General features: G+C 33.4%; 14 protein-coding genes. 8 read left to right on the forward strand and 6 right to left on the reverse strand.

From position 1 onward, the window contains the following. From ACYX4H_RS10000 to ACYX4H_RS10010, 3 genes are read right to left on the reverse strand one after another with little or no spacing between them, the layout of a single operon-like run. Positions 1-1,143, reverse strand: a complete 1,143-nt coding sequence (locus ACYX4H_RS10000) for a CaiB/BaiF CoA transferase family protein (RefSeq protein WP_476236106.1) — start codon at positions 1,141-1,143, stop codon at positions 1-3. A 6-nt stretch (positions 1,144-1,149) separates the two neighbouring features. Then, entirely contained in the window at positions 1,150-2,301 is a 1,152-nt protein-coding gene (locus ACYX4H_RS10005; RefSeq protein WP_476236107.1) for an ABC transporter substrate-binding protein, read from the reverse strand. A gap of 15 nt (positions 2,302-2,316) precedes the next feature. Next, the gene (locus ACYX4H_RS10010; protein WP_476236108.1) at positions 2,317-3,390 is read right to left on the reverse strand and encodes an L-rhamnose/proton symporter RhaT; all 1,074 of its coding nucleotides are present in this window, start codon (positions 3,388-3,390) and stop codon (positions 2,317-2,319) included. A 104-nt stretch (positions 3,391-3,494) separates the two neighbouring features. Here ACYX4H_RS10010 and ACYX4H_RS10015 point away from each other — a divergent pair, with 104 nt between their 5' ends. The 4 genes from ACYX4H_RS10015 to ACYX4H_RS10030 all read left to right on the forward strand — a co-directional run bounded on the left by ACYX4H_RS10015 (position 3,495) and on the right by ACYX4H_RS10030 (position 7,576). Continuing rightward, a complete protein-coding gene (locus ACYX4H_RS10015; protein WP_476236109.1) occupies positions 3,495-4,262 on the forward strand; it encodes an IclR family transcriptional regulator in 768 nt (255 codons plus the stop codon). 114 nt (positions 4,263-4,376) lie between these two features. Beyond that, entirely contained in the window at positions 4,377-5,141 is a 765-nt protein-coding gene (locus tag ACYX4H_RS10020) for an enoyl-CoA hydratase/isomerase family protein (protein WP_476236110.1), read from the forward strand. Between the two features lie 17 nt (positions 5,142-5,158). Beyond that, positions 5,159-6,616 (forward strand): aldehyde dehydrogenase family protein, encoded by a 1,458-nt coding sequence (locus ACYX4H_RS10025; protein WP_476236111.1) that lies wholly within the window; start codon positions 5,159-5,161, stop codon positions 6,614-6,616. Positions 6,617-6,712: 96 nt separating this feature from the next. Beyond that, positions 6,713-7,576, forward strand: coding sequence for a family 16 glycosylhydrolase (locus ACYX4H_RS10030; protein ID WP_476236112.1), 864 nt, complete (start codon positions 6,713-6,715; stop codon positions 7,574-7,576). 58 nt (positions 7,577-7,634) lie between these two features. Here the strand turns inward: ACYX4H_RS10030 and ACYX4H_RS10035 are convergent, their stop codons facing one another. Next, the gene (locus tag ACYX4H_RS10035) at positions 7,635-8,750 is read right to left on the reverse strand and encodes a glycoside hydrolase family 88/105 protein (RefSeq protein ID WP_476236113.1); all 1,116 of its coding nucleotides are present in this window, start codon (positions 8,748-8,750) and stop codon (positions 7,635-7,637) included. A gap of 425 nt (positions 8,751-9,175) precedes the next feature. Between ACYX4H_RS10035 and ACYX4H_RS10040 the strand changes: the two genes are divergently transcribed. From ACYX4H_RS10040 to ACYX4H_RS10055, 4 genes are all read left to right on the forward strand, one after another. Continuing rightward, on the forward strand, positions 9,176-10,732 hold the full coding sequence (locus ACYX4H_RS10040; RefSeq protein WP_476238656.1) for a sulfatase family protein: 1,557 nt from the start codon (positions 9,176-9,178) through the stop codon (positions 10,730-10,732). 14 nt (positions 10,733-10,746) lie between these two features. Further along, entirely contained in the window at positions 10,747-12,966 is a 2,220-nt protein-coding gene (locus tag ACYX4H_RS10045; RefSeq protein ID WP_476236114.1) for a glycoside hydrolase family 3 C-terminal domain-containing protein, read from the forward strand. Positions 12,967-13,052: 86 nt separating this feature from the next. Continuing rightward, a complete protein-coding gene (locus ACYX4H_RS10050; RefSeq protein ID WP_476236115.1) occupies positions 13,053-14,360 on the forward strand; it encodes a sulfatase-like hydrolase/transferase in 1,308 nt (435 codons plus the stop codon). Between the two features lie 11 nt (positions 14,361-14,371). Continuing rightward, positions 14,372-15,889, forward strand: a complete 1,518-nt coding sequence (locus ACYX4H_RS10055; RefSeq protein WP_476236116.1) for a sulfatase family protein — start codon at positions 14,372-14,374, stop codon at positions 15,887-15,889. 52 nt (positions 15,890-15,941) lie between these two features. Here the strand turns inward: ACYX4H_RS10055 and ACYX4H_RS10060 are convergent, their stop codons facing one another. Beyond that, the gene (locus ACYX4H_RS10060; RefSeq protein WP_476236117.1) at positions 15,942-16,784 is read right to left on the reverse strand and encodes an alpha/beta hydrolase; all 843 of its coding nucleotides are present in this window, start codon (positions 16,782-16,784) and stop codon (positions 15,942-15,944) included. A 7-nt stretch (positions 16,785-16,791) separates the two neighbouring features. Beyond that, positions 16,792-19,281 (reverse strand): beta-galactosidase GalB, encoded by a 2,490-nt coding sequence (gene galB / locus ACYX4H_RS10065; protein WP_476236118.1) that lies wholly within the window; start codon positions 19,279-19,281, stop codon positions 16,792-16,794. Positions 19,282-19,375: the final 94 nt, after the last annotated feature.

Below are 19,375 nucleotides of genomic sequence, written 5' to 3' on the forward strand. Positions count from 1 at the left end.
TTACAGGTTAAATTCTTTAATAATAGCATTGGTATGTTGGCCTACTCTTGGTGCTGGTTTTTCGGCAAATAATCTTTCATCATTTACTCTAATTGGGCAGCGGGTAGTGTGCACTTGTTCACCTGAAAGCAATTGTATTTTTTGGTCCCATTGTAATACTTTGTAAGCTTCGTGGTTTAATAATGTTTTATAATCAAAAACGTTTGAACACCAAATACCTTCTTTTTCTAATATTTCAAGCCAATGCGATGTGTTTTCTTTAATTAAAAACGACCTTAATATATCCATAATCTCATCACGGTTTGTAAACCATGATTTTGCGTCTGTATAAGTTGTTAAAGTTTTACAGTTAAGTACTTCGCCTAGTTTTATTAAAGACCCCATTGCCAAAGCAATATAACCGTCTTTTGTTTTGTATACGCCGTATGGAGCCCCAAGATAGGCATGAGCAGAGCCTTGTTTTGCACGCACTGGTTGTTTATTGCCATCGTTTAAATAAGTGGTTATAACTTCAAACTGAAAATCTAGCGTAGATTCTAGTAAGCTTACTTCTACTAAGGCACCTTGGCCTGTTTTTTCTTTTCTAATTAAGCTAGATAAAATACCATGAGAAAGGTGTACGCCGGTAATTAAATCGGCTAGGGCAGCACCAACAGGCGTTGGGTTATCGTTTTTATTTCCTGTTAAATTGGCAAAGCCAGACATAGATTGTATTAATAAATCTTGCCCTGGTTTTTTTGCCCATGGCCCAACGGAACCGTAGCCTGTTACTGTAGCATAAATTAATTGTGGGTTTATTTTTTGAACCGTATTATAATCTAAACCAATTTTCTCCATAACACCTGGTCTGAAATTGTGCGTCATAACATCAACTTGTGCAATAAGTTTTTTAATACGCTCTAAATCTTCAGGGTTTTTTAAATCGGCAGCATAAGAATCTTTATTTCTATTTACCGTATGAAAAACCAAGCTGCTACCATCTAAAAATAAGTTTTTAAGAGCTATTTGTCTGCCAGCTTCACCTTTTAAGGGTCTTTCAATTTTAATAACACGAGCTCCTAAATCGGCTAATTTAAGTCCTGCCGAAGGGCCTGCCATAAATTGTGCAAATTCTAGAACCGTTATGCCTTCTAATGGTTTCATAGTAAATTAAATTTCAAGTGATTTTTTGTATAATTCATTTAAGCCTTTTAATAAGTCTTTTTCATCACCACCATGCATCATGTAATTTCTAATAGGAGCACCGGCTCTGTCTTGGAAATACATGTGCCCGTTGTAACGAGGTCTTAAAAAAGCTCTGTCTAGTGCTGGTAGCGTATTTTTAAAAAAGTTAGCAGTTACGTTGTTTGTATGGGCATCAGTCCATGCTTTTCTGTGTCCTGGTTGACCGCCATTATCAAAGAATATTGTTTTTTGGCAAGCTTCGGAAGCAGTGTATTCAACGTATTTCATAACTGTATTAGTATGCTTTGTTTGCGCAGAAACAGCTAAACCTGTGCCGCCCAAAGTTGAAATAGCACCAATACCATTAATTTCTACCATATCATGAAAATGAAGCAACTTACGTGCATACCCATTTCTGCTGTAATTTGTATAGCCGTAAGCCCATGGGCAGTAGGCATATTTATCGGTTTTTGTCATGGCTTCGTATACTTGAATAGGGTTCCAATTGAAAATATCATTATCCATTTCAATAGCTAATTCTCGCAGCATTTTTAGGGCTTGTATTCCAATGACTTCGCTAACAACGTGTTCTTTTGATGTACACACATCTTCACCTAAATTGCAACACATCATATAAAAATTCATTAAAGTATCTTGCGGAATACCAGGCATAACAACCAAGCCTTTTTTTGCAAGTTCTAATAAATCATTATAAGTTTTAGGTAGTTTTAAATTTTTTTCAGCAAAAATATCGGGTCTGCTAGAAGCTACAGGTGTTGCGGCATCAATAGCTAAAGCCCATTGGTGACCATTAGAGGCGTAACTTTTATGTGAGTGCCCAACGGTATTTTCTTCTAAATCTTTCATGAATTCTTTTGGAAGATATTCGTCTAAAGGAAGAATAACATTGTTTTTACCTGCAAAACCTGCCCACGGATGATCTATAATTAGTAAATCATATCGTTTTGCTAGTTCGTCAATAGGTTCATCGGCAAATGCTTGTAACGAACGTTTTTCCCAAGTAATATTAATATGAGGGTTTAATTCACAAAAGCGTTGTGCAGTGGCAACCACAGAAGTAAATCCTCGACTATGATTCCATGTAATGCCTTTTAAATGTATTGGTTGTGTGCTCATTTATATATGTGTTTTTTAATGACTAGTTGAGGTTAAATCGGTTCCTAGTTTGCTTCCGTAGGCTATAATTATAAAAGATACTACTAGAATAATTAGCGCAAAAACTAAGGTTAAATATGTGCGTTTGGTAACTTGTTTCCATTCTTTTAAAACAATACCAACTATGTAACTAAAGAAAATAAGCATAGACATGTGTAGTACCCAACTAGCAAATTTAAAGTTGCCCATTTGTACGTGGCCAATTCCGTAAAAAAAGAATTGTCCGTACCACAAAGCACCACTTAAAATAGACATGCCTAAGTTTAAAGTGTAGTTTTTTCTGCCAACGCTTTTAATATCAATAACCTCCTTTAGTGTGTTGTTTTTTAAACCAACAATGGTAAACCAAATAAAGTTTGTAATAAATGCGCCACCTGTTGAAAGAATTAAGTTTGCATTACCTTCAAAATTACCGGCACCGTATTTACTTGCTATTTGGGCAACCGGTGCGCCTACTTCTAATGAAATACCAAAAACAGCAGAAAGTACACCTGCAATTAATGTAAGAGTTAACCCTTTTTTCATATTAAAAGTTAAAGGTTCTGCTTTAGTTGCGTTATTGTTTTTTAAGTCTTTTTCTTTTCGGTAGCCAGCAATACCGCAAATAATAATGCCAATAAGAGCCAAAAACATACCAAAAAATATAGTGTAACCACCAGGAGCATTAAATTTTTCAACTAAAGTTCCATGCATAATTAAAGGTACAATAGTGCCTAATATAGCTGAAATGCCAATAGATATTGTATAAGTAAGTGAATACCCAATATGCCTAATAGCGAAACCAAAACACATGCCGCCAAAACCATAAACAGACCCTAAAAGTGTTGCGTTTATTAATATTTCATTGTTAGCTTCTTTAAAAACATCCATTAAATTTGGTACGGTTAAAAAGCCTATTAAAAAAGGAAAAATGAACCATGCAAATGATGCTTGTACTAACCAGTAAGAATCCCAAGACCATTTTTTTACTTTTTGAAAAGGAACATAACATGTTGATGCAGCAACACCACCAATAGCGTGAGTTAATGTTCCTAAAATTGGATTAGCCATACGTTAAGTTTAGTTGTTAATTTAAATACGAAATTATATTTTATATATGAAAAAAGCAAATAATTAGAATAGTTTTATTAATATTGTGTAATTCAATTTTTAATATGGCTGAAACAAATACAGTAAAATATAATGCGCCGGCGTTAGATAAGGGTTTAGATATTTTAGAATACTTATCAAAAGAGCGCGTGCCTTTAACGCAAGCAGAAATTGCACAAGGTATAAATAGAACACCAAGTGAAATTTATAGAATGTTGGTATGTTTAGAGCAGCGTGGTTATATTGTTAGAGGGCATAGTGCAGGAAAATATAGGTTGTCATTAAAAATGTATAGTTTATCGCATTCACATACACCTTTTGATGAGTTAAAACGTGTGGCACATTACCCCATGCAAATGTTAAGTGAAAACACCAGGCAATCTTGCCATTTAAGTATTATGAACAGTGATCAACTACTAGTAATATCTCAAATGCGAAGCCCAAGTGCAGTATCATTGTCAATAGAGGTTGGTACACATTTTCCGTTGTCTAAAACAACTTCAGGAATGACACTTCTTTCTATGTTAAACAAAAAAGAGCGCAACAGTATATTATCTAGAGATGTTTTTTATAAAACTTGGGATAAAGAAAAAAAGGAAGCTTTCATAAAAGAAGTTGAAGCCATAAAAGACATAGGTTATAGAACTGCAGATAGCCAGCTAACAAGTGGTATTACAGATATAGCAATACCAATTGGTAAAAATTCTGAAGTACCAGCAGTTTTAGCAGTTTCGGTATTTACATCAACCTTACATGAAGAGTTAAATATGGAAACTATTCTTGAAAATTTAAAACAAACACAAGCAGATATTAATAAACTTATTGGAGGCTAAAAAACCTTATAAAATTTTTTAAACTATACATTGTATAGTTTTTTTAAATAATTTTTTATTTGTGAAAATTGTTTTTATATGTAAATTTAATTTCGCTGTAAATAGAGAAAATTTATGTTTGATTATAATAAAAAAGATAGACTAGCAATTATTAGCATGAACAAATTGCCGGTTAATGGTTACGATATTCAATTTTTTAATCAGTTTGAAAATTTATTAAAATCTGTTGAAACAGATAGTGACGTTGCAGTAGTTTTATTAAAAAGCAGCATACCAAAGTTCTTCTGTGCAGGTGCAGATATTAAGGTGTTTCAAAGCAATACAATAGCACAAAACAAAGCAATGGTTGTTATGGCAAATAAAGTAGCTAATTTTATAAGTAATAGTTCTAAAATTTACGTCGCTTTTTTAAATGGTCATACCCTTGGTGGAGGTTTAGAATTGGCTTTGGCTTGTGATATAAGATTAGCCTCAGAAAAACAATTTTTAATAGGATTACCCGAAGTTAAATTAGGTTTAATGCCTGGTAATGGCGGTGTACCAAGATTGGTAAAGGCTGTGGGGCATGCAAATGCTTTTGAAATGGTTGTTTCTGGCAATCCAATAAGTTCTAAAGATGCTTTTAAAATGGGTTTAATTCATAAAATTTATACTGAAGAAACTTCAGAAGAAAAGGTGAATGAATATGTTGTAAACCTATCAAAAGGATCAAAATCTGCAATGACAGCAATAAAAGAAACTTTTAACGAAGGTTTCGGTATGCATTTAAATGAGTTTCTTCAATTAGAAACTAAAAAAGTCAATACGCTATACGGTACACACGATGAAAAAGAAGGCTTTCTTGCCTTTGTTGAAAAAAGAACACCAAAATTCAAATAAAAAGTAAACTAAATAATATGAGTCAAACTAATATTAAACACTATCCGTGTTACATTAATGGAGAATGGTTGGATAGTGCGGTAAGAGAAAAAATTGAAGTTGAGAATCCAGTTAATAATGAAGTTTTTGCTACAGTTACATCCTGTACTAAAGATGATGTTCAATATGCTTTAGAAACATCTCAAAAAGCACAAAAAGCTTGGGAACTTACGCCAGCAAATACAAGAGCAAACCATATTTACGAAATAGCTAATAAACTAAAAGCAGAGCGTGAACACTTTGCAAAACTTTTAGTTATGGAACAAGGAAAAACCTATGCCGAGGCTTTAGGAGAAGTAGATGATACTGTAACTTACATGACCTATTCGGCAGAAGCTGCAAGAAGAATTCAAGGGGCTATTTTTCCAGCGGAAGCTAAAAATATCAGACTTTCTATTTATAAAGTGCCTTATGGTGTAACCGTTGGTTTGTGTGCATTTAATTATCCCTTAGCCCTTATCGGAAGAAAGGTTGGGCCAGCATTAGCTACAGGAAATACCATGATTATAAAACCTCATGAGTTAACGCCTATCACAGCTTCTGAGTTTTGTAGATTGGTAGATGAGTCAAGTCTTCCAGAAGGAGTTATCAATATGGTGTCTACTAAAACGGCTGATGCGGCTTCGCTTTTAGTTGAAAGTCCTATTACAAAACTAATATCTCTAACAGGAAGCACCAGAGCGGGTAGAGCTATGTATAGAGCTGCTGCAGAAAATATTACTGGATTAATTCTGGAATTGGGAGGTAAAGCACCTTTTATTGTTTGCGACGATGCTGATATTGATAAAGCAGTTGAAGCTGCAGTTATTTCTCGTTATGCTAATTGCGGACAAGTATGTATTTGTAATGAAATGGTTTTTGTAGATGAAAAAGTAGCCGATGAATTTACCGAAAAAGTGGTAAAAAGAACGCAACAAATTAAAGTTGGAGATCCGTTTGATGCTTCTGTAACTATGGGGCCTAATGTTAGTACTTTAGGTTTAAATAGAGTAGACAACTTAGTAAAACAAAATATTGAACAAGGAGCCGAATTATTATTAGGAGGAGGAAGACCAGAAGGCACTTATTTTGAAAAAGGAAACTGGTATACACCAACCATTTTAGGAAATGTAAAAGGAGATGGTGCAACAATTAGCCAAGAATTATTTGCCCCAGTAATGCCAATTGTAAAAGTAGGCGGTTTTGAAGAAGCCGTAGCATTGGCTAATGATAGGGAAGAAGGCCTTTCGGCTTATTTATATTCAAACAATTATAAAGTGCATCAAAAAGCCATTGATACCATGGAAGTTGGAACCATTTTTATAAACCAAATGATTGTTGGAAATATTCAAGGGTACCATTCAGGACATAAAACCTCTGGAATTGCAGGAGAAGATGGAGTTTATGGTGTAGATCATTATCTTCAAAAGCGTACAGTATATTTAAATTATGAGTAAAAAATCTATATACTAAACATACCAACAACGCTTTAAACCATTAGTTTCACAAAAGATATTTTACAGTGTATAGTTTTGTATTATAAATTATTTACTATGAGATACTTTTTTACCGTTTTATTGTTTGTTTTTGTTAAGCTTTCAATAGCTCAAGATTTAACTATTCCACCAAAAAAATATGTAGATTCTGTTAGTTTAGAGAATGCACCAAAACGAAAAAATGACAAATTTCCTTTATCAGATCAAAATAATTCTAAAAAATGGAAATTATTAAAGAAGTTTTCAGATGAATTTGATGGTAAATCTTTAAATACTGAAAGATGGTATCCAAATAACCCAGGATGGAAAGGAAGAAAACCAACATATTTTCATGGTTCAAATGTAAGCTTAGAAAATGGAGAATTAGTATTTAGAGTAAACCAACATGGTAATGAAAAATTACCTGAAGGATATACACATTCTACTGGTTTCATAAAAAGTAAAAACAAATTTTTATATGGTTATTTTGAAGCTGAAGGAAAGCTAATGGATGCCCCTTGGGTATCAGGTTTTTGGATGACTAATGTGTCAAAAGACTGGTGGACAGAAATTGATATTTGTGAAAACGCCCCAGGCCTAAATTACAACCGCCATGATTTAAATTCAAACATTCATGTGTTTAGAGCGCCAAAAGACAAAGGAGACGTTAAAAAACATTTCTCCAGAACCAAAAAGTATTACTTTCCTCTAGAATTACAGGAAGATTATCATGTTTGGGGATTAGAATGGACTCCTGAGTATATACGTTTTTACATTGATGGAATTCTTTTTAGAGAAGCTGAAAACACCCATTGGCATCAGCCTTTAGAGGTGAACTTTAATTGTGAATCTAATAAGTGGTTTGGTGCATTACCTGATGATAACCGTTTAGATGGCGAGTACCATGTAAAGTATTTTAGAGTTTGGGAATTAAAAAAATAACATAAAAAGTAAAGCTTGTTTCTGAAAAATCAGAAACAAGCTTTGTTTTAAAGATGTATTATTTTTTCAACATTTTATAAATTTCTGCCCCAGCAGCAAGAAAAGCACCGGTACCATAAACCTCAGTTTTGTCTGCCCACGCATTACCAGGAGCAGCTCCTATTGGTTGAACATAACCAAGCATACCATCTTCAGTTATATGGCTGCAAAGACTACTCCAAGCTTTTTCAATATGTGGCAAATAAGTAGCTTTGTCAAGTAAACCATTGTTAATACCCCAAGCAAGTCCAAATGTAAAGAATGAAGTACCACTGGTTTCTGGTGTAGGATATACATCTTGACTAAGTAAACTCATGGCCCAATGTCCTTCTGGTGTTTGAATTTCAATTAACTTTTTAGCCATTTTAAGGTAAATGTCCTTAAAATATTCATATTCTTCAGAGCCTTCATTGTATTCATCCATTAAAAGTGCTAAACCTCCAAAAACCCAACCATTTCCTCTAGACCAAAATATTTTTTTATGGTGGTCTAATTTACCAATAAACCTATTGTCCCTGTAGAATAAATGTTCGTCATTATCAAATAGTTTTTGGGTGGTGATTTTATATTCGCTCATCATCCAATCAGAATATTTTTTATCACCAGTAACATTAGAAAGTTTAGCGAATACTGGTGGAGCCATAAATAAAGCATCACACCAAGTCCATCTTTCTTTTTGTGCATTTTTATTTTTAGTTTTAAATTCAACAGATTCTTTACTTGGATTTTCAATAACGTAATCAATACCCTTAATGGTTCGATTAATCATGTTTTTATTGCCGTATTTTCTGTATAACTCAATATACATTTGTCCAACAGCGTGGTCATCAGCATGATATGGTCTTTTGTGAAGTTTCCATTTTTGTTCATCACCAATGCTTTTAAGCCATTTCCAGTATTTGTTTTTTTTTGTGGTTTCGGCATGTTTTACCATTCCTACATATAAGGCTGCGTTTGTCCAGTCTGCAATATGATGAGGTTTTTTTCTGGAATACGAATCTCTAAAATGTTCAATTTGCCAATTGGCAACACGTTTCATATGTTTTTTAACAGATGAAGGTTTTATAGATTGCGCTTCTACACATAGTATAGAAAGAAGTAGGCTTAGTAATAGAAATAATCTACGATATGTCATGAATATGATAATTTAGTTTAGTTATATGCTAATATATGAAAAAATACAATCGATTGTATTTTATATTTTTAAGCTGTGTTTTTAATTACTTCAAAATATAAATAATAATAATGTTAAGTATTATAGTGTTTTTTGTTATGAAGATGTAATATAATGAGTTATAAGGTTTGAGGCGAAAAGTATATATGATAATGGACGGCATTTGCCCAGTAATTACTAATTTTTGAATGATAAATGGTATTATTTAAAACATATGTTATACTGTTTATGCTAAAAGAAGTTGAATTTTATAATCCGAAAAATAAAGTTTCATAATTATGTTAAAAAAGTCGTTAGCAATTGTTGTATTACTAGTATTCATTTTCAGCTGTAATAAAAAGCAAATTCAAGAATCAAAACCTAAACAACCCAACATTATTTTTGTAATGTCTGATGATCATACCTCACAAGCTTTTGGTATTTATGGTAGTAGGTTAGCAAGTTTAAACCCAACACCAACTTTAGATAAAATTGCTAAAGAAGGGATGATTTTTGATAATTGCTTTGTAACCAATTCTATATGTACGCCAAGTAGAGCCACAATTATTACAGGACAATACAGCCAAACAAATGGTGTATTAGATTTAGAAGGACATATTAATCCTGAAAATCAATATTTACCACAAGAAATGAAAAAACTGGGGTATGAAACGGCTATAATAGGTAAATGGCACTTAGAACGTGAACCAGCATCTTTTGATCATTACACAGTTTTACCAGGGCAAGGTAAGTACCATAACCCATCATTTATTACTCAAGGCGAAAAACCTTGGCCACAAAATACAATACAAACAAAAGGCCATTCAAGTGATATGATTACTGATATATCTTTAGATTGGATTAAAAATAAGCGCGATAAAAACAAACCCTTCTTTTTAATGCATCATTTTAAAGCACCGCATGACGATTTTGAATTTGCGCCACGATATAAAGATTATTTAGAAGAAACTCACATTCCCGAGCCCGCTAGTTTATATGATAACGGTAATAATGGATCAATTGCAACCAGAGGAGTTAATGACTCATTAATTCATGATATTGGTTCTTCTGTATCTAAAAGAAATACAATTAGAGGAATGCACATGCGTTTATGGAGCGGACAATACACTAAAGTGTCAAATCCAGATTTTGACCCATCAAAGCGTATTAAAGAAGGCATGAGTGATAGAGACTTTACACATGAAACTTATCAAGAATATTTAAAACGTTATTTGCGTTGTGTGAAAGGTGTAGATGATAATATGGCACGTTTAGTACAATTCTTAAAAGACGAAGGATTATACGATAACACCATAATTGTATATACAGGAGACCAAGGTTTTATGCTAGGTGAACACGATTATATTGATAAACGTTGGATGTATGAAGAATCTTTAAGAATGCCATTTTTTGTAAGATATCCTAAATCAATTAAAGCTGGTGCTAGAACTAACGCCATAATAAATAATAGCGATTTTGCTCCTACATTAATTGAAATGGCCGGAGGTAAAACACCAGATTATATGCAAGGAAATAGTTTTAAATCTATTTTAGAAACAGGTGAAGAACCAGAAAATTGGCAACAATCATCATACTACAGGTATTGGATGCATATGGCACATGCACACGCAAATCCTGCACATTTTGGTATTAGAACAAAAAAATACAAGCTTATATTTTTCTACGGAAAGTATTGGGTAGATACCGATAAGCCAGATGCAGAATGGAATAAAAAAAGCTGGGGTAATAGGTTTACAATGCACACTCCGGCAGCTTGGGAATTTTATGACTTAGAAAATGATCCTGAAGAAATGAATAACCTTTATAATGACCCTGCATATAAAGATATAATTGCAGATTTAAAAGAGCAATTGGCAGAAAAGCGTAAGGAATTAAATGAAGAAGACGGAGATAAATTTCCGCACATTCAAGAGGTTATTGACAAACATTGGAACGATATCTAAACATAATATAGTCCATGAAAAAAGGCTGCAAGCGGGCAATACTTTTGCTTATATCTTTTTTTATAATTTCTCTTCAAGGGTGCAATGAGCAAAAAAAAGAAGAAAAAGAAATTGTTAAAATTCAGGAAGCTAAATTTCCTTGGGAGAACACAACACTTTCAGTAAAAGAAAGGGTAAATATTCTTGTTAAAGAAATGACATTAGAAGAGAAATGTTCTCAAATGTTAGATGTATGCCCGCCAATTGAAAGATTAGGAATTCCTGAATATAACTGGTGGAATGAAGCATTACACGGTGTGGCAAGAAATGGTAGAGCCACTGTATTTCCTCAAGCAATAGGACTAGGCGCTACATTTGATGAAGATTTAATAAAACGTGTAGGTACTGTTATTTCAGATGAGGCCAGAGCAAAATACAACGAAGCCATTAAAATTGGTAACCGTAGTAGGTATGCTGGTTTAACATTTTGGTCTCCCAATGTTAATATTTTTAGAGACGCACGTTGGGGACGCGGACAAGAAACCTACGGTGAAGACCCGTATTTAACAAGTAGAATAGGCGTGTCTTTTGTTAAAGGCTTGCAAGGTGATGATACTAACTATATAAAGGCAGCAGCTTGCGCTAAACACTACGCGGTTCATAGCGGGCCAGAAGAATTTAGGCATGAGTTTGATGCTGTGGTTTCTAAAAAAGATTTATATGAAACTTACTTGCCAGCATTTGAAGCATTAGTAAAAGAGGCTAATGTAGAAGGTGTAATGGGCGCTTACAATAGAACGCAAGGAGTACCATGTTGCGGTAGTCCATATTTATTACAAGATATTTTAAAAGATGATTGGGGTTTTAACGGTTACATAGTATCAGATTGCGGAGCAATAAGTGATTTTCATCGCTTTCATAAAGTTACCAATACACCCGAAGAGTCTGCAGCAATGGCTTTAAAATCAGGTACAAGTGTAAACTGCGGAAATGTTTATAGTGTATTAAAAAGTGCGTTAAATCAAGGTTTAATTACAGAAGAATTAATTGACAAACGCTTAAAAGAAAATTTAAGTACACGTTTTAAATTAGGTTTATTTGATCCAGTTGGTTCAGGACCTTATGATAGCCTTGATGCCTCTGTGGTAGACTCTAAGGAAAATAGAAAAGTAGCTCTAGAGGCAGCCCAAAAATCTATTGTGCTATTAAAAAATAAGAATAATATTCTTCCGCTAGATAAAAAAATAAAAACACTTTATGTTGTAGGGCCTAATGCTTCAAATGAAGAAGTTTTATTGGGAAATTATTATGGCTTAACAAGTAATACACAAACTATTTTAGATGGTATTGTAGGTAAAGTAAGTCCGGGTACAAGTATTAATTACAAAGCAGGTGTTTTACCGTTTAGAAAAAATGTAAACCCAATAGATTGGTCTACAGGTGAAGCAGGAAAAGCAGATGCTTGTATTGCAGTTATGGGCATTTCTGCTTTATTAGAAGGTGAAGAAGGCGAAGCCATTGCTTCAAGTGAAAAAGGAGATAGAACCCAACTAAAATTACCACAAAATCAAATTGATTACATAAAGAAAATCAAAAGTAAAACTGATAAACCATTAATATTGGTTTTAACGGGAGGAAGCCCAATTGCTATTCCTGAGTTACATGATATTGTTGATGCGGTTTTATTTGTTTGGTATCCTGGTGAAGAAGGCGGAAATGCAGTTGCCGATGTCATTTTTGGAGATGTACCACCATCTGGTAAACTACCAATTACATTTCCAAAATCGGTAGATCAATTACCACCATATGAAGATTATAACATGAAAGGAAGAACATATAAGTATATGACAGAAGAACCCTTATATCCTTTTGGTTTCGGGTTATCATATACGTCGTTTGATTATAAAAATTTAAGTATTGGTGATGACTACAACGTAACTGTTGAAGTTCAAAATACAGGTAATTTAACTTCAGAAGAGGTTGTTCAGTTGTATATTTCTTCACCTTTAGCAGGAACAGAAGATCCTATTTTCGATTTAAAATCGTTTAAGCGCATTTCTTTAGAACCTGGAAAAAGTAAAACAATAACTTTCAATTTAAATAAAGTAGCATTCAATCAGTTTACTGAAGATGGAAAAAAAGTAATTAGAAATGGGGAGTACACCGTTTATGTTGCAGGTTCATTACCATCTCAAAGAAGTATAGACTTAGGAGCTTCTAAAGGAATTAGTAATAAAATTACTGTAAATAAATAAAATATAAATACATTTATAATGTAAACTAAAACATATGTGGAGTTTTTTTATAATCACTAACTCTAACTTTGTGAAAAACACACACCATGAAAGTAATTATTGTTTTAGTTCTTCTTTTTAATTTATCAATTTTTGGACAGCCTAATATAATTTTGATTGAGTCTGACGACCAAAGCAATTTAGCTGTTGGTGCTTACGGATTTGATAATGTTAAAACACCTAACATAGATTCTTTAGCAGATTCTGGAGTATATTTTACCAATGCCTACAATATGGGGTGTTGGTCACCAGCTGTTTGTATTCCTAGTAGAACCATGTTATTTAATGGTGTACATTTATGGGAAGCTTCAAAAATAAATAAGCAAAAAAATCCAGGGCCATCTTTAACAGAACGATTAAATGCCCAAGGCTATGAATCTTATTTTACAGGAAAATGGCATGCTTGGGGTAAATCGGTTAAAGAAACATTTCATCACTACGGTTCCATTTTACCCGGTCAATTAAAAACGTATAATTCTCCAGAAGGTCATTATACCGATGTTGTTGGCAAAGAGGCTGTTTCTTTCATACACGATGCTTCAAAAAAAGAGAAACCATTTTTTTTATATGTTGCATTTAATGCACCACATGTACCAAGGCAGACCCAACAGAAGTATTATGATTTATATCCTAAAAATGACATAAAATTACCTCCAAGTGTAAAAGCAGGTCCGCTTCATCCACAGATAAAATATAATTATACATCTGCACCTTTAAACCCGAAAACAATGCAAACACGTTACCAACAAAATAATGCCATGGTAACACATATGGATGAACGTATTGGAGATATATTAAATGCTTTAAAAGAAAAAGGGCTTTATGAAAATTCTATTATCATTTTCATGTCAGACCACGGTATTAGTTTTGGTGAAAATGGTGTTGCTGGTAAGGTTTGTTTATATGATGTAAGTGCTAAAGCCCCGTTAATAATTACGGGCCCCGGAATACCAAAAAATAAAAAGTTAGCCCAACGGTTGTATTTACAAGATATTTACCCAACTATTTTAGATTTTGTTGGGGCTGATATTCCAGAATACATAGATTTTAAATCTTTGAAATCTACAATAACCGAAGCTTCAAAAAATGACGTTTACGAGTCTATTTACTTGGCTATGTTTGATGACCAACGAAGTATTATTCAAGGCAATTATAAACTTATAATGTATCCAAAAGCAAAAGTAGCAGAATTATATAACCTTAAAAAAGATAAATGGGAAACCAATAATTTAATAAAAAATTCAAATTCAAAAATCATTGTAAAAAATTTACTTAAAGAGTTTGTACAATGGCAAAAAGAAACGGGTGATGAATTGGATATTAAATTAGCATTTCCAGAATATTTTAAAAGTTAAATTTAAAATTTATGAAAAAGTATAAAACATTAATTTTATTGTTAGCCTTATCGTTTATAGGGTTTGCCCAAAAAAAGCCTAATGTTATTGTGGTTTTAGCTGATGATATTGGAACAGGCGATATTTCATATTACAGGCGTATGCATTCCAATAATATAATTGTTGAAACACCAACTTTAGATAAACTTTCAAAAGAAGGCATGGTATTTACAGATGCCCATTCACCAGCAGCCTTGTGCGCACCAACACGTTATGCTGTTATGACAGGTAATCACTGCTACCGAAGTTATGCACCATGGGGCGTTTGGGGAAGTTATCAGCCATCACCAATAGAAGAGAATCAGCTTACTTTAGGTAAACTCATGAAACGAGCGGGGTATAAAACGTCTTTCTTTGGAAAATGGGGATTTGGTATGGACTTCGGAAGAAAAGATAACCCTCAAATTGTTTATAGAAGCCCAAGAAAAGAACATGAAACAGATGTTGACATAACAAAAGTTTTAAATAAAGGCCCTGTACAAAACGGATTTGATTATAGTTATATGTATCCAGCAGGCATTCAAGCAGAACCTTATGCTGTTTATGAAAATGGTGTAATGACGCCGCTTGGTAAAGATTCTAAAATTGTATTAATTACCAAAGAATACGGTAAACAACGTGGTTTTAAACTCGATAAAAAAGAAGGCTTAGGAGACAGTAATTGGAACCCGTATAATGCAGGTAAATTACTGGTTGATAAAGCCGTTAAATTTATTGAAAGAAATGCCAAAACCAAAGAGCCTTTCTTTATGTATTACTGCTCACAAGCGGTACATAAACCACATACACCTTCAAAATTTTTGAACGGTACCAAAGTAGCCGGAACAACACCATCAAATCACTTAGACATGGTTAAAGAGCTTGATATTCAAATGGAAATGATGGTGAAAGCTCTAAAAGACCAAGGTGTTTATGATAATACATTAATTATTTTCACATCAGATAATGGCGGGTTATTGGTAAAAGAAACCTTGCAATCTGGCCATAACTCAAGTAGTATATACAGAGGTGGAAAAAATCAAGCTTATGAAGGTGGTACACGTGTACCATTTATTGCTTGGTGGCCCAGTAAAATTAAGGGTAAGCAAGTATCTAAAGAGCCTGTTTTAGGTATTGATGTTATGGCTACTTTGGCTGCTATTACAAACCAAAAGTTAGAAGAAGGTCAGGCTATAGATTCTTCTAATTTATTTCCTATTATGAAGGGCGAAAAAAATATAAATCCGCATGAGTTTTTAATTACGCAAAGCGGAACAAGTAAGTGTGGAATGATTACCGAAGATGGTTGGAAATTAATTATTAAGTTTGATAAAAAAGACAAAACAGATGAAACAAGAACACCTATTGCTCTTTTTAATTTAAATGAAAATATTTCTGAAAAAGAAGCAAAAAATTTAATTGATAATCCTAAATATCAACTTAAAGTTAAAACACTTTTTAATACTTATAATAAAACAAGAGATAGTAAAATAAAAACAGGAAACTTATAATTGAGTTTCCTGTTTTTTATCTTTTTTTTTTAATTGATTGATTTAAAAGAAGTTACTCTAAAATACGTTCAAGCCATTTTTCAGCTAAACGCGGCCACATTTTAGCTGCAATATTTCCGGGGCGTAAGCCATATCCATGTCCACCATTTTGAATAAAATGTAAATCTACAGGTATTTTTTTATCTCTTAAAGCAGTTGTCATAACCAAAGCACTGTTACCGTATTTATCATCGGCTGTAGCAAAAATAAAAAACGGTGGAGCGTTGTTTGGTATTTTAATTTCTGGTGTTAAACTTCGGTTTTCACCGCGGTCTAAATATGCGGGATATATTAATACAGCAAAATCTGGTCTGCTAGAAATATCATCAGCATCATCAACTTTTGTATATGAGTTTGAAGTATAAAGTGTTGCTGCACGCGCGCTTAAACTTCCGCCAGCCGAAAACCCTAAAACACCAATTTTATTTGGGTTTATATTATAGGTTTTGGCATTATTTCTAATTAATTTAATAGCACGTTGTACATCATTTAATGCGCCTAATTCATTTTGCGGTACTCTATAATTTAAAACAAAGGCAGTATAACCTAAACTATTTAGCCAATAAGCCACTTCGCTACCTTCTAAATTTGTTGAAAGTACATTATAACCTCCACCAGGACATACAATAACCGCTCCTTTATTTTCATGAGCTTTAATGGGTTTAAATACTAAAAAATCTGGATTTGTGACTTTTGAAATCCTAATAACATCGTTTTTGTTATTATCTGATATTTTGTGTGCTTGTTTTGGTGCTGTTTCATTAGGCACCTTATTAGGCCATAATTTAACAGAAGGTTTTGTTTGTGCTATTACTATTTGTGATACTACAAATGATAAAATTAAAAAGCGTTTCATAAATAAGTTATTTTGTTTCAATTGTAATTGAAGTACTTTGTAAATTATCAGATATGGCTTTAATATTTATGCTTCCAGCTGTTTCAGTAGATTTTACAACCAATAAACATTTGCCGCTAAAGGCTTGCCTTTGTGGTACTCTAAATGATGCCATTGATGTTTGGTCTCCATTACCAACAGCAGCTAAAATACCTTCGCCTTTAATATCAAAATTAATTAAATTATTGGCTTTAGGGCAAATATTGCCATTTTCATCTAAAACTGTAACGGTAATAAAAGATAAATCTTCGCCATTTGCAGTAATAATACTTCGGTCTGCTTCTAGCTTAATTTTGGCAGGTTTAGCGGCTGTTTTAATTTCTTTGGTAGCTGCTATTTTTCCATTTTTATAAGCGACAACTTTTATAGAACCGGGTTGATAAGGTACATTCCAAGATAGGCGGTATTTAGTTTTATACATACCTTTTTCAAAATGATGATATTCAGAAGGTATTTCAGTAAAATCTCTCCCTTTTACTTTTTTGCCATATGATTTTCCGTTTACAAACAGTTCAACTTCATCGCAATTGGTGTATGAATAAACCGGAATTAATTTACCTTCTTCACCTTCCCAATTCCAATGAGGTAATACATGAACCATGGGCTCTGTAGTCCATTGGCTTTGGTATAAATAGTATCTGTCTTTTGGGAAACCACATAAATCTACTGGTGCAAAATATGATGAACGCGAAGGCCAATCATCATTCCAATACCCGTTGGTTGAATTGTCTCTTCCTCCGTAAGGTGTTGGTTCACCTAAATAATCAAAACCTGTCCATACAAATTCACCTAAAGAGTTTGGGCTTTGTGCTTGGGCATCAAATTCAATATCTGGAGCATAAGCCCATGGTGGACCAACAGTAACATCATAGCTTGAAACATGGTTGGTTTCGTGTTTTTCTTTAAATTCAATAGGCAGATGATAGATGCCGCGGCTACTAGTTTGCGATGAGGTTTCAGAACCATAAACAATCATTTCGGGGTTTTCTTCAATTATTTTAGAATAAGTTGTTGGCCAATAATTCATGCCAACAATATCAACATAATTGGCAAGTTTGTTTACAAAAGGAGCAGGGTAGTAGTTAAAACCAATGGTTGTTGGTCTTGTATTATCTTGGTCATGGCAAATATCGGTTAGGTGTTTTGTTAATTTCCAACCATCTTTTTTTCCTTGTTCTAAAATTTCGTTACCAATACTCCACATAATAACTGATGGGTGATTTCTATCACGTTTTATCATATCGCGCAAATCTTTTTCATGCCACTCATCAAAGTATTTGTGGTAACCGTTTGGTACTTTGCCTATTTTCCATTCATCAAAAGCCTCATCAATAACAACAATTCCTAGTTTATCGCACACCTCTAACATTTCTGGAGAAGGCGGGTTGTGGCTTGTACGTAAAGCGTTTACCCCCATACTTTGCATAATTTGCATTTGGCGTTCAGTAGCTCTGTAGTTTACGGCAGCGCCTAAAGGACCTAAATCATGGTGCATACACACCCCATTAAAGCGTACTTTTTTACCGTTTAATAAGAACCCGTCTTTGGTATTAAATTCAATTGTTCTTACCCCAAAAGGTGTGGTATATTCATCAACAATGGTATTGTTAATTTTTATAGATGAATGTGCTGTGTATAAATACGAAGCGTTTATGTCCCAAAGTGTAACATTTGAGATTTGAGCAATTGTTGGCACTACTATTTCAGCGTTTGCTTTTACATTGGTTTTTGATGTTTTAGTGGCTACTATGGTGCCATTTTCATCTTTAATAACAGTTTCTAAAAGTGCATTAACAATTAAGTTAGAACTGTTTTTAATGGTAGTTTCTATGTTAACTATGGCGTTTCCGTTTTCAACTTTAGGTGTAGTAATGTAGGTGCCCCATTGCGGAATGTGAACTGGGTTATTAATTTTTAATCTTATATTTCTGTAAATACCTGCCCCAGCATACCAACGCATTGATAAGTCTTCAGGCGCTAATTGTACAGCAATAACATTATTGCCACCAAAATTAATATGTTTGGTTAAATCAAATTCAAAACCTATATAACCATAAGGTTTTTCGCCAATGTATTTTCCGTTAAGGTAAACCTTGGCGTTACTCATGGCACCATCAAATTCAATAGCTATTTGTTTGCCTTGTAATTCTTTTTCAACAGTAAAATGTTTTCTGTACCAACCAATACCATGTACAGGTAAGCCACCGGTACGGGCATTGTATTTACTATTAAATGGGCCTTCAATAGACCAATCGTGAGGTACGTTTACTTTTTGCCAATTAGTATCATCAAAATCTATAGTTTCAGCATTTTTAATACTATCTTTTTTAAAGAGCCAGCCTTTATTAAAATCTGAATCATTTATGACTTCATTTTTGTTTGCTGCAGGTTTACAAGAAGTGCAAAAAATGCTAAAGCTGATTAATAGCAGTAAAGTGTTTAGTTTTAAAACATTCATGTGTTTAAATAATTTTGTTTGCTTGTTATGTTAAGGTTTTATGTTGACTTTTTGTAAAATTGAATTATTTTGATTGTAATTATAAAACCGAACA

It is taken from the genome of Seonamhaeicola sp. ABD4_340 (assembly GCF_056312135.1).

Bases quoted from the DNA above. Each gene is read 5' to 3' on its own strand.
- ACYX4H_RS10010 (WP_476236108.1), bottom strand. From the start codon at position 3,390: ATGGCTAATCCAATTTTAGGAACATTAACTCACGCTATTGGTGGTGTT.
- ACYX4H_RS10055 (WP_476236116.1), top strand. From the start codon at position 14,372: ATGAAAAAGTATAAAACATTAATTTTATTGTTAGCCTTATCGTTTATA.
- ACYX4H_RS10050 (WP_476236115.1), top strand. From the start codon at position 13,053: ATGAAAGTAATTATTGTTTTAGTTCTTCTTTTTAATTTATCAATTTTT.
- ACYX4H_RS10060 (WP_476236117.1), bottom strand. From the start codon at position 16,784: ATGAAACGCTTTTTAATTTTATCATTTGTAGTATCACAAATAGTAATA.
- ACYX4H_RS10020 (WP_476236110.1), top strand. From the start codon at position 4,377: ATGTTTGATTATAATAAAAAAGATAGACTAGCAATTATTAGCATGAAC.
- ACYX4H_RS10045 (WP_476236114.1), top strand. From the start codon at position 10,747: ATGAAAAAAGGCTGCAAGCGGGCAATACTTTTGCTTATATCTTTTTTT.
- ACYX4H_RS10015 (WP_476236109.1), top strand. From the start codon at position 3,495: ATGGCTGAAACAAATACAGTAAAATATAATGCGCCGGCGTTAGATAAG.
- ACYX4H_RS10035 (WP_476236113.1), bottom strand. From the start codon at position 8,750: ATGACATATCGTAGATTATTTCTATTACTAAGCCTACTTCTTTCTATA.
- ACYX4H_RS10040 (WP_476238656.1), top strand. From the start codon at position 9,176: ATGTCTGATGATCATACCTCACAAGCTTTTGGTATTTATGGTAGTAGG.
- ACYX4H_RS10025 (WP_476236111.1), top strand. From the start codon at position 5,159: ATGAGTCAAACTAATATTAAACACTATCCGTGTTACATTAATGGAGAA.
- galB (WP_476236118.1), bottom strand. From the start codon at position 19,281: ATGAATGTTTTAAAACTAAACACTTTACTGCTATTAATCAGCTTTAGC.
- ACYX4H_RS10005 (WP_476236107.1), bottom strand. From the start codon at position 2,301: ATGAGCACACAACCAATACATTTAAAAGGCATTACATGGAATCATAGT.
- ACYX4H_RS10030 (WP_476236112.1), top strand. From the start codon at position 6,713: ATGAGATACTTTTTTACCGTTTTATTGTTTGTTTTTGTTAAGCTTTCA.
- ACYX4H_RS10000 (WP_476236106.1), bottom strand. From the start codon at position 1,143: ATGAAACCATTAGAAGGCATAACGGTTCTAGAATTTGCACAATTTATG.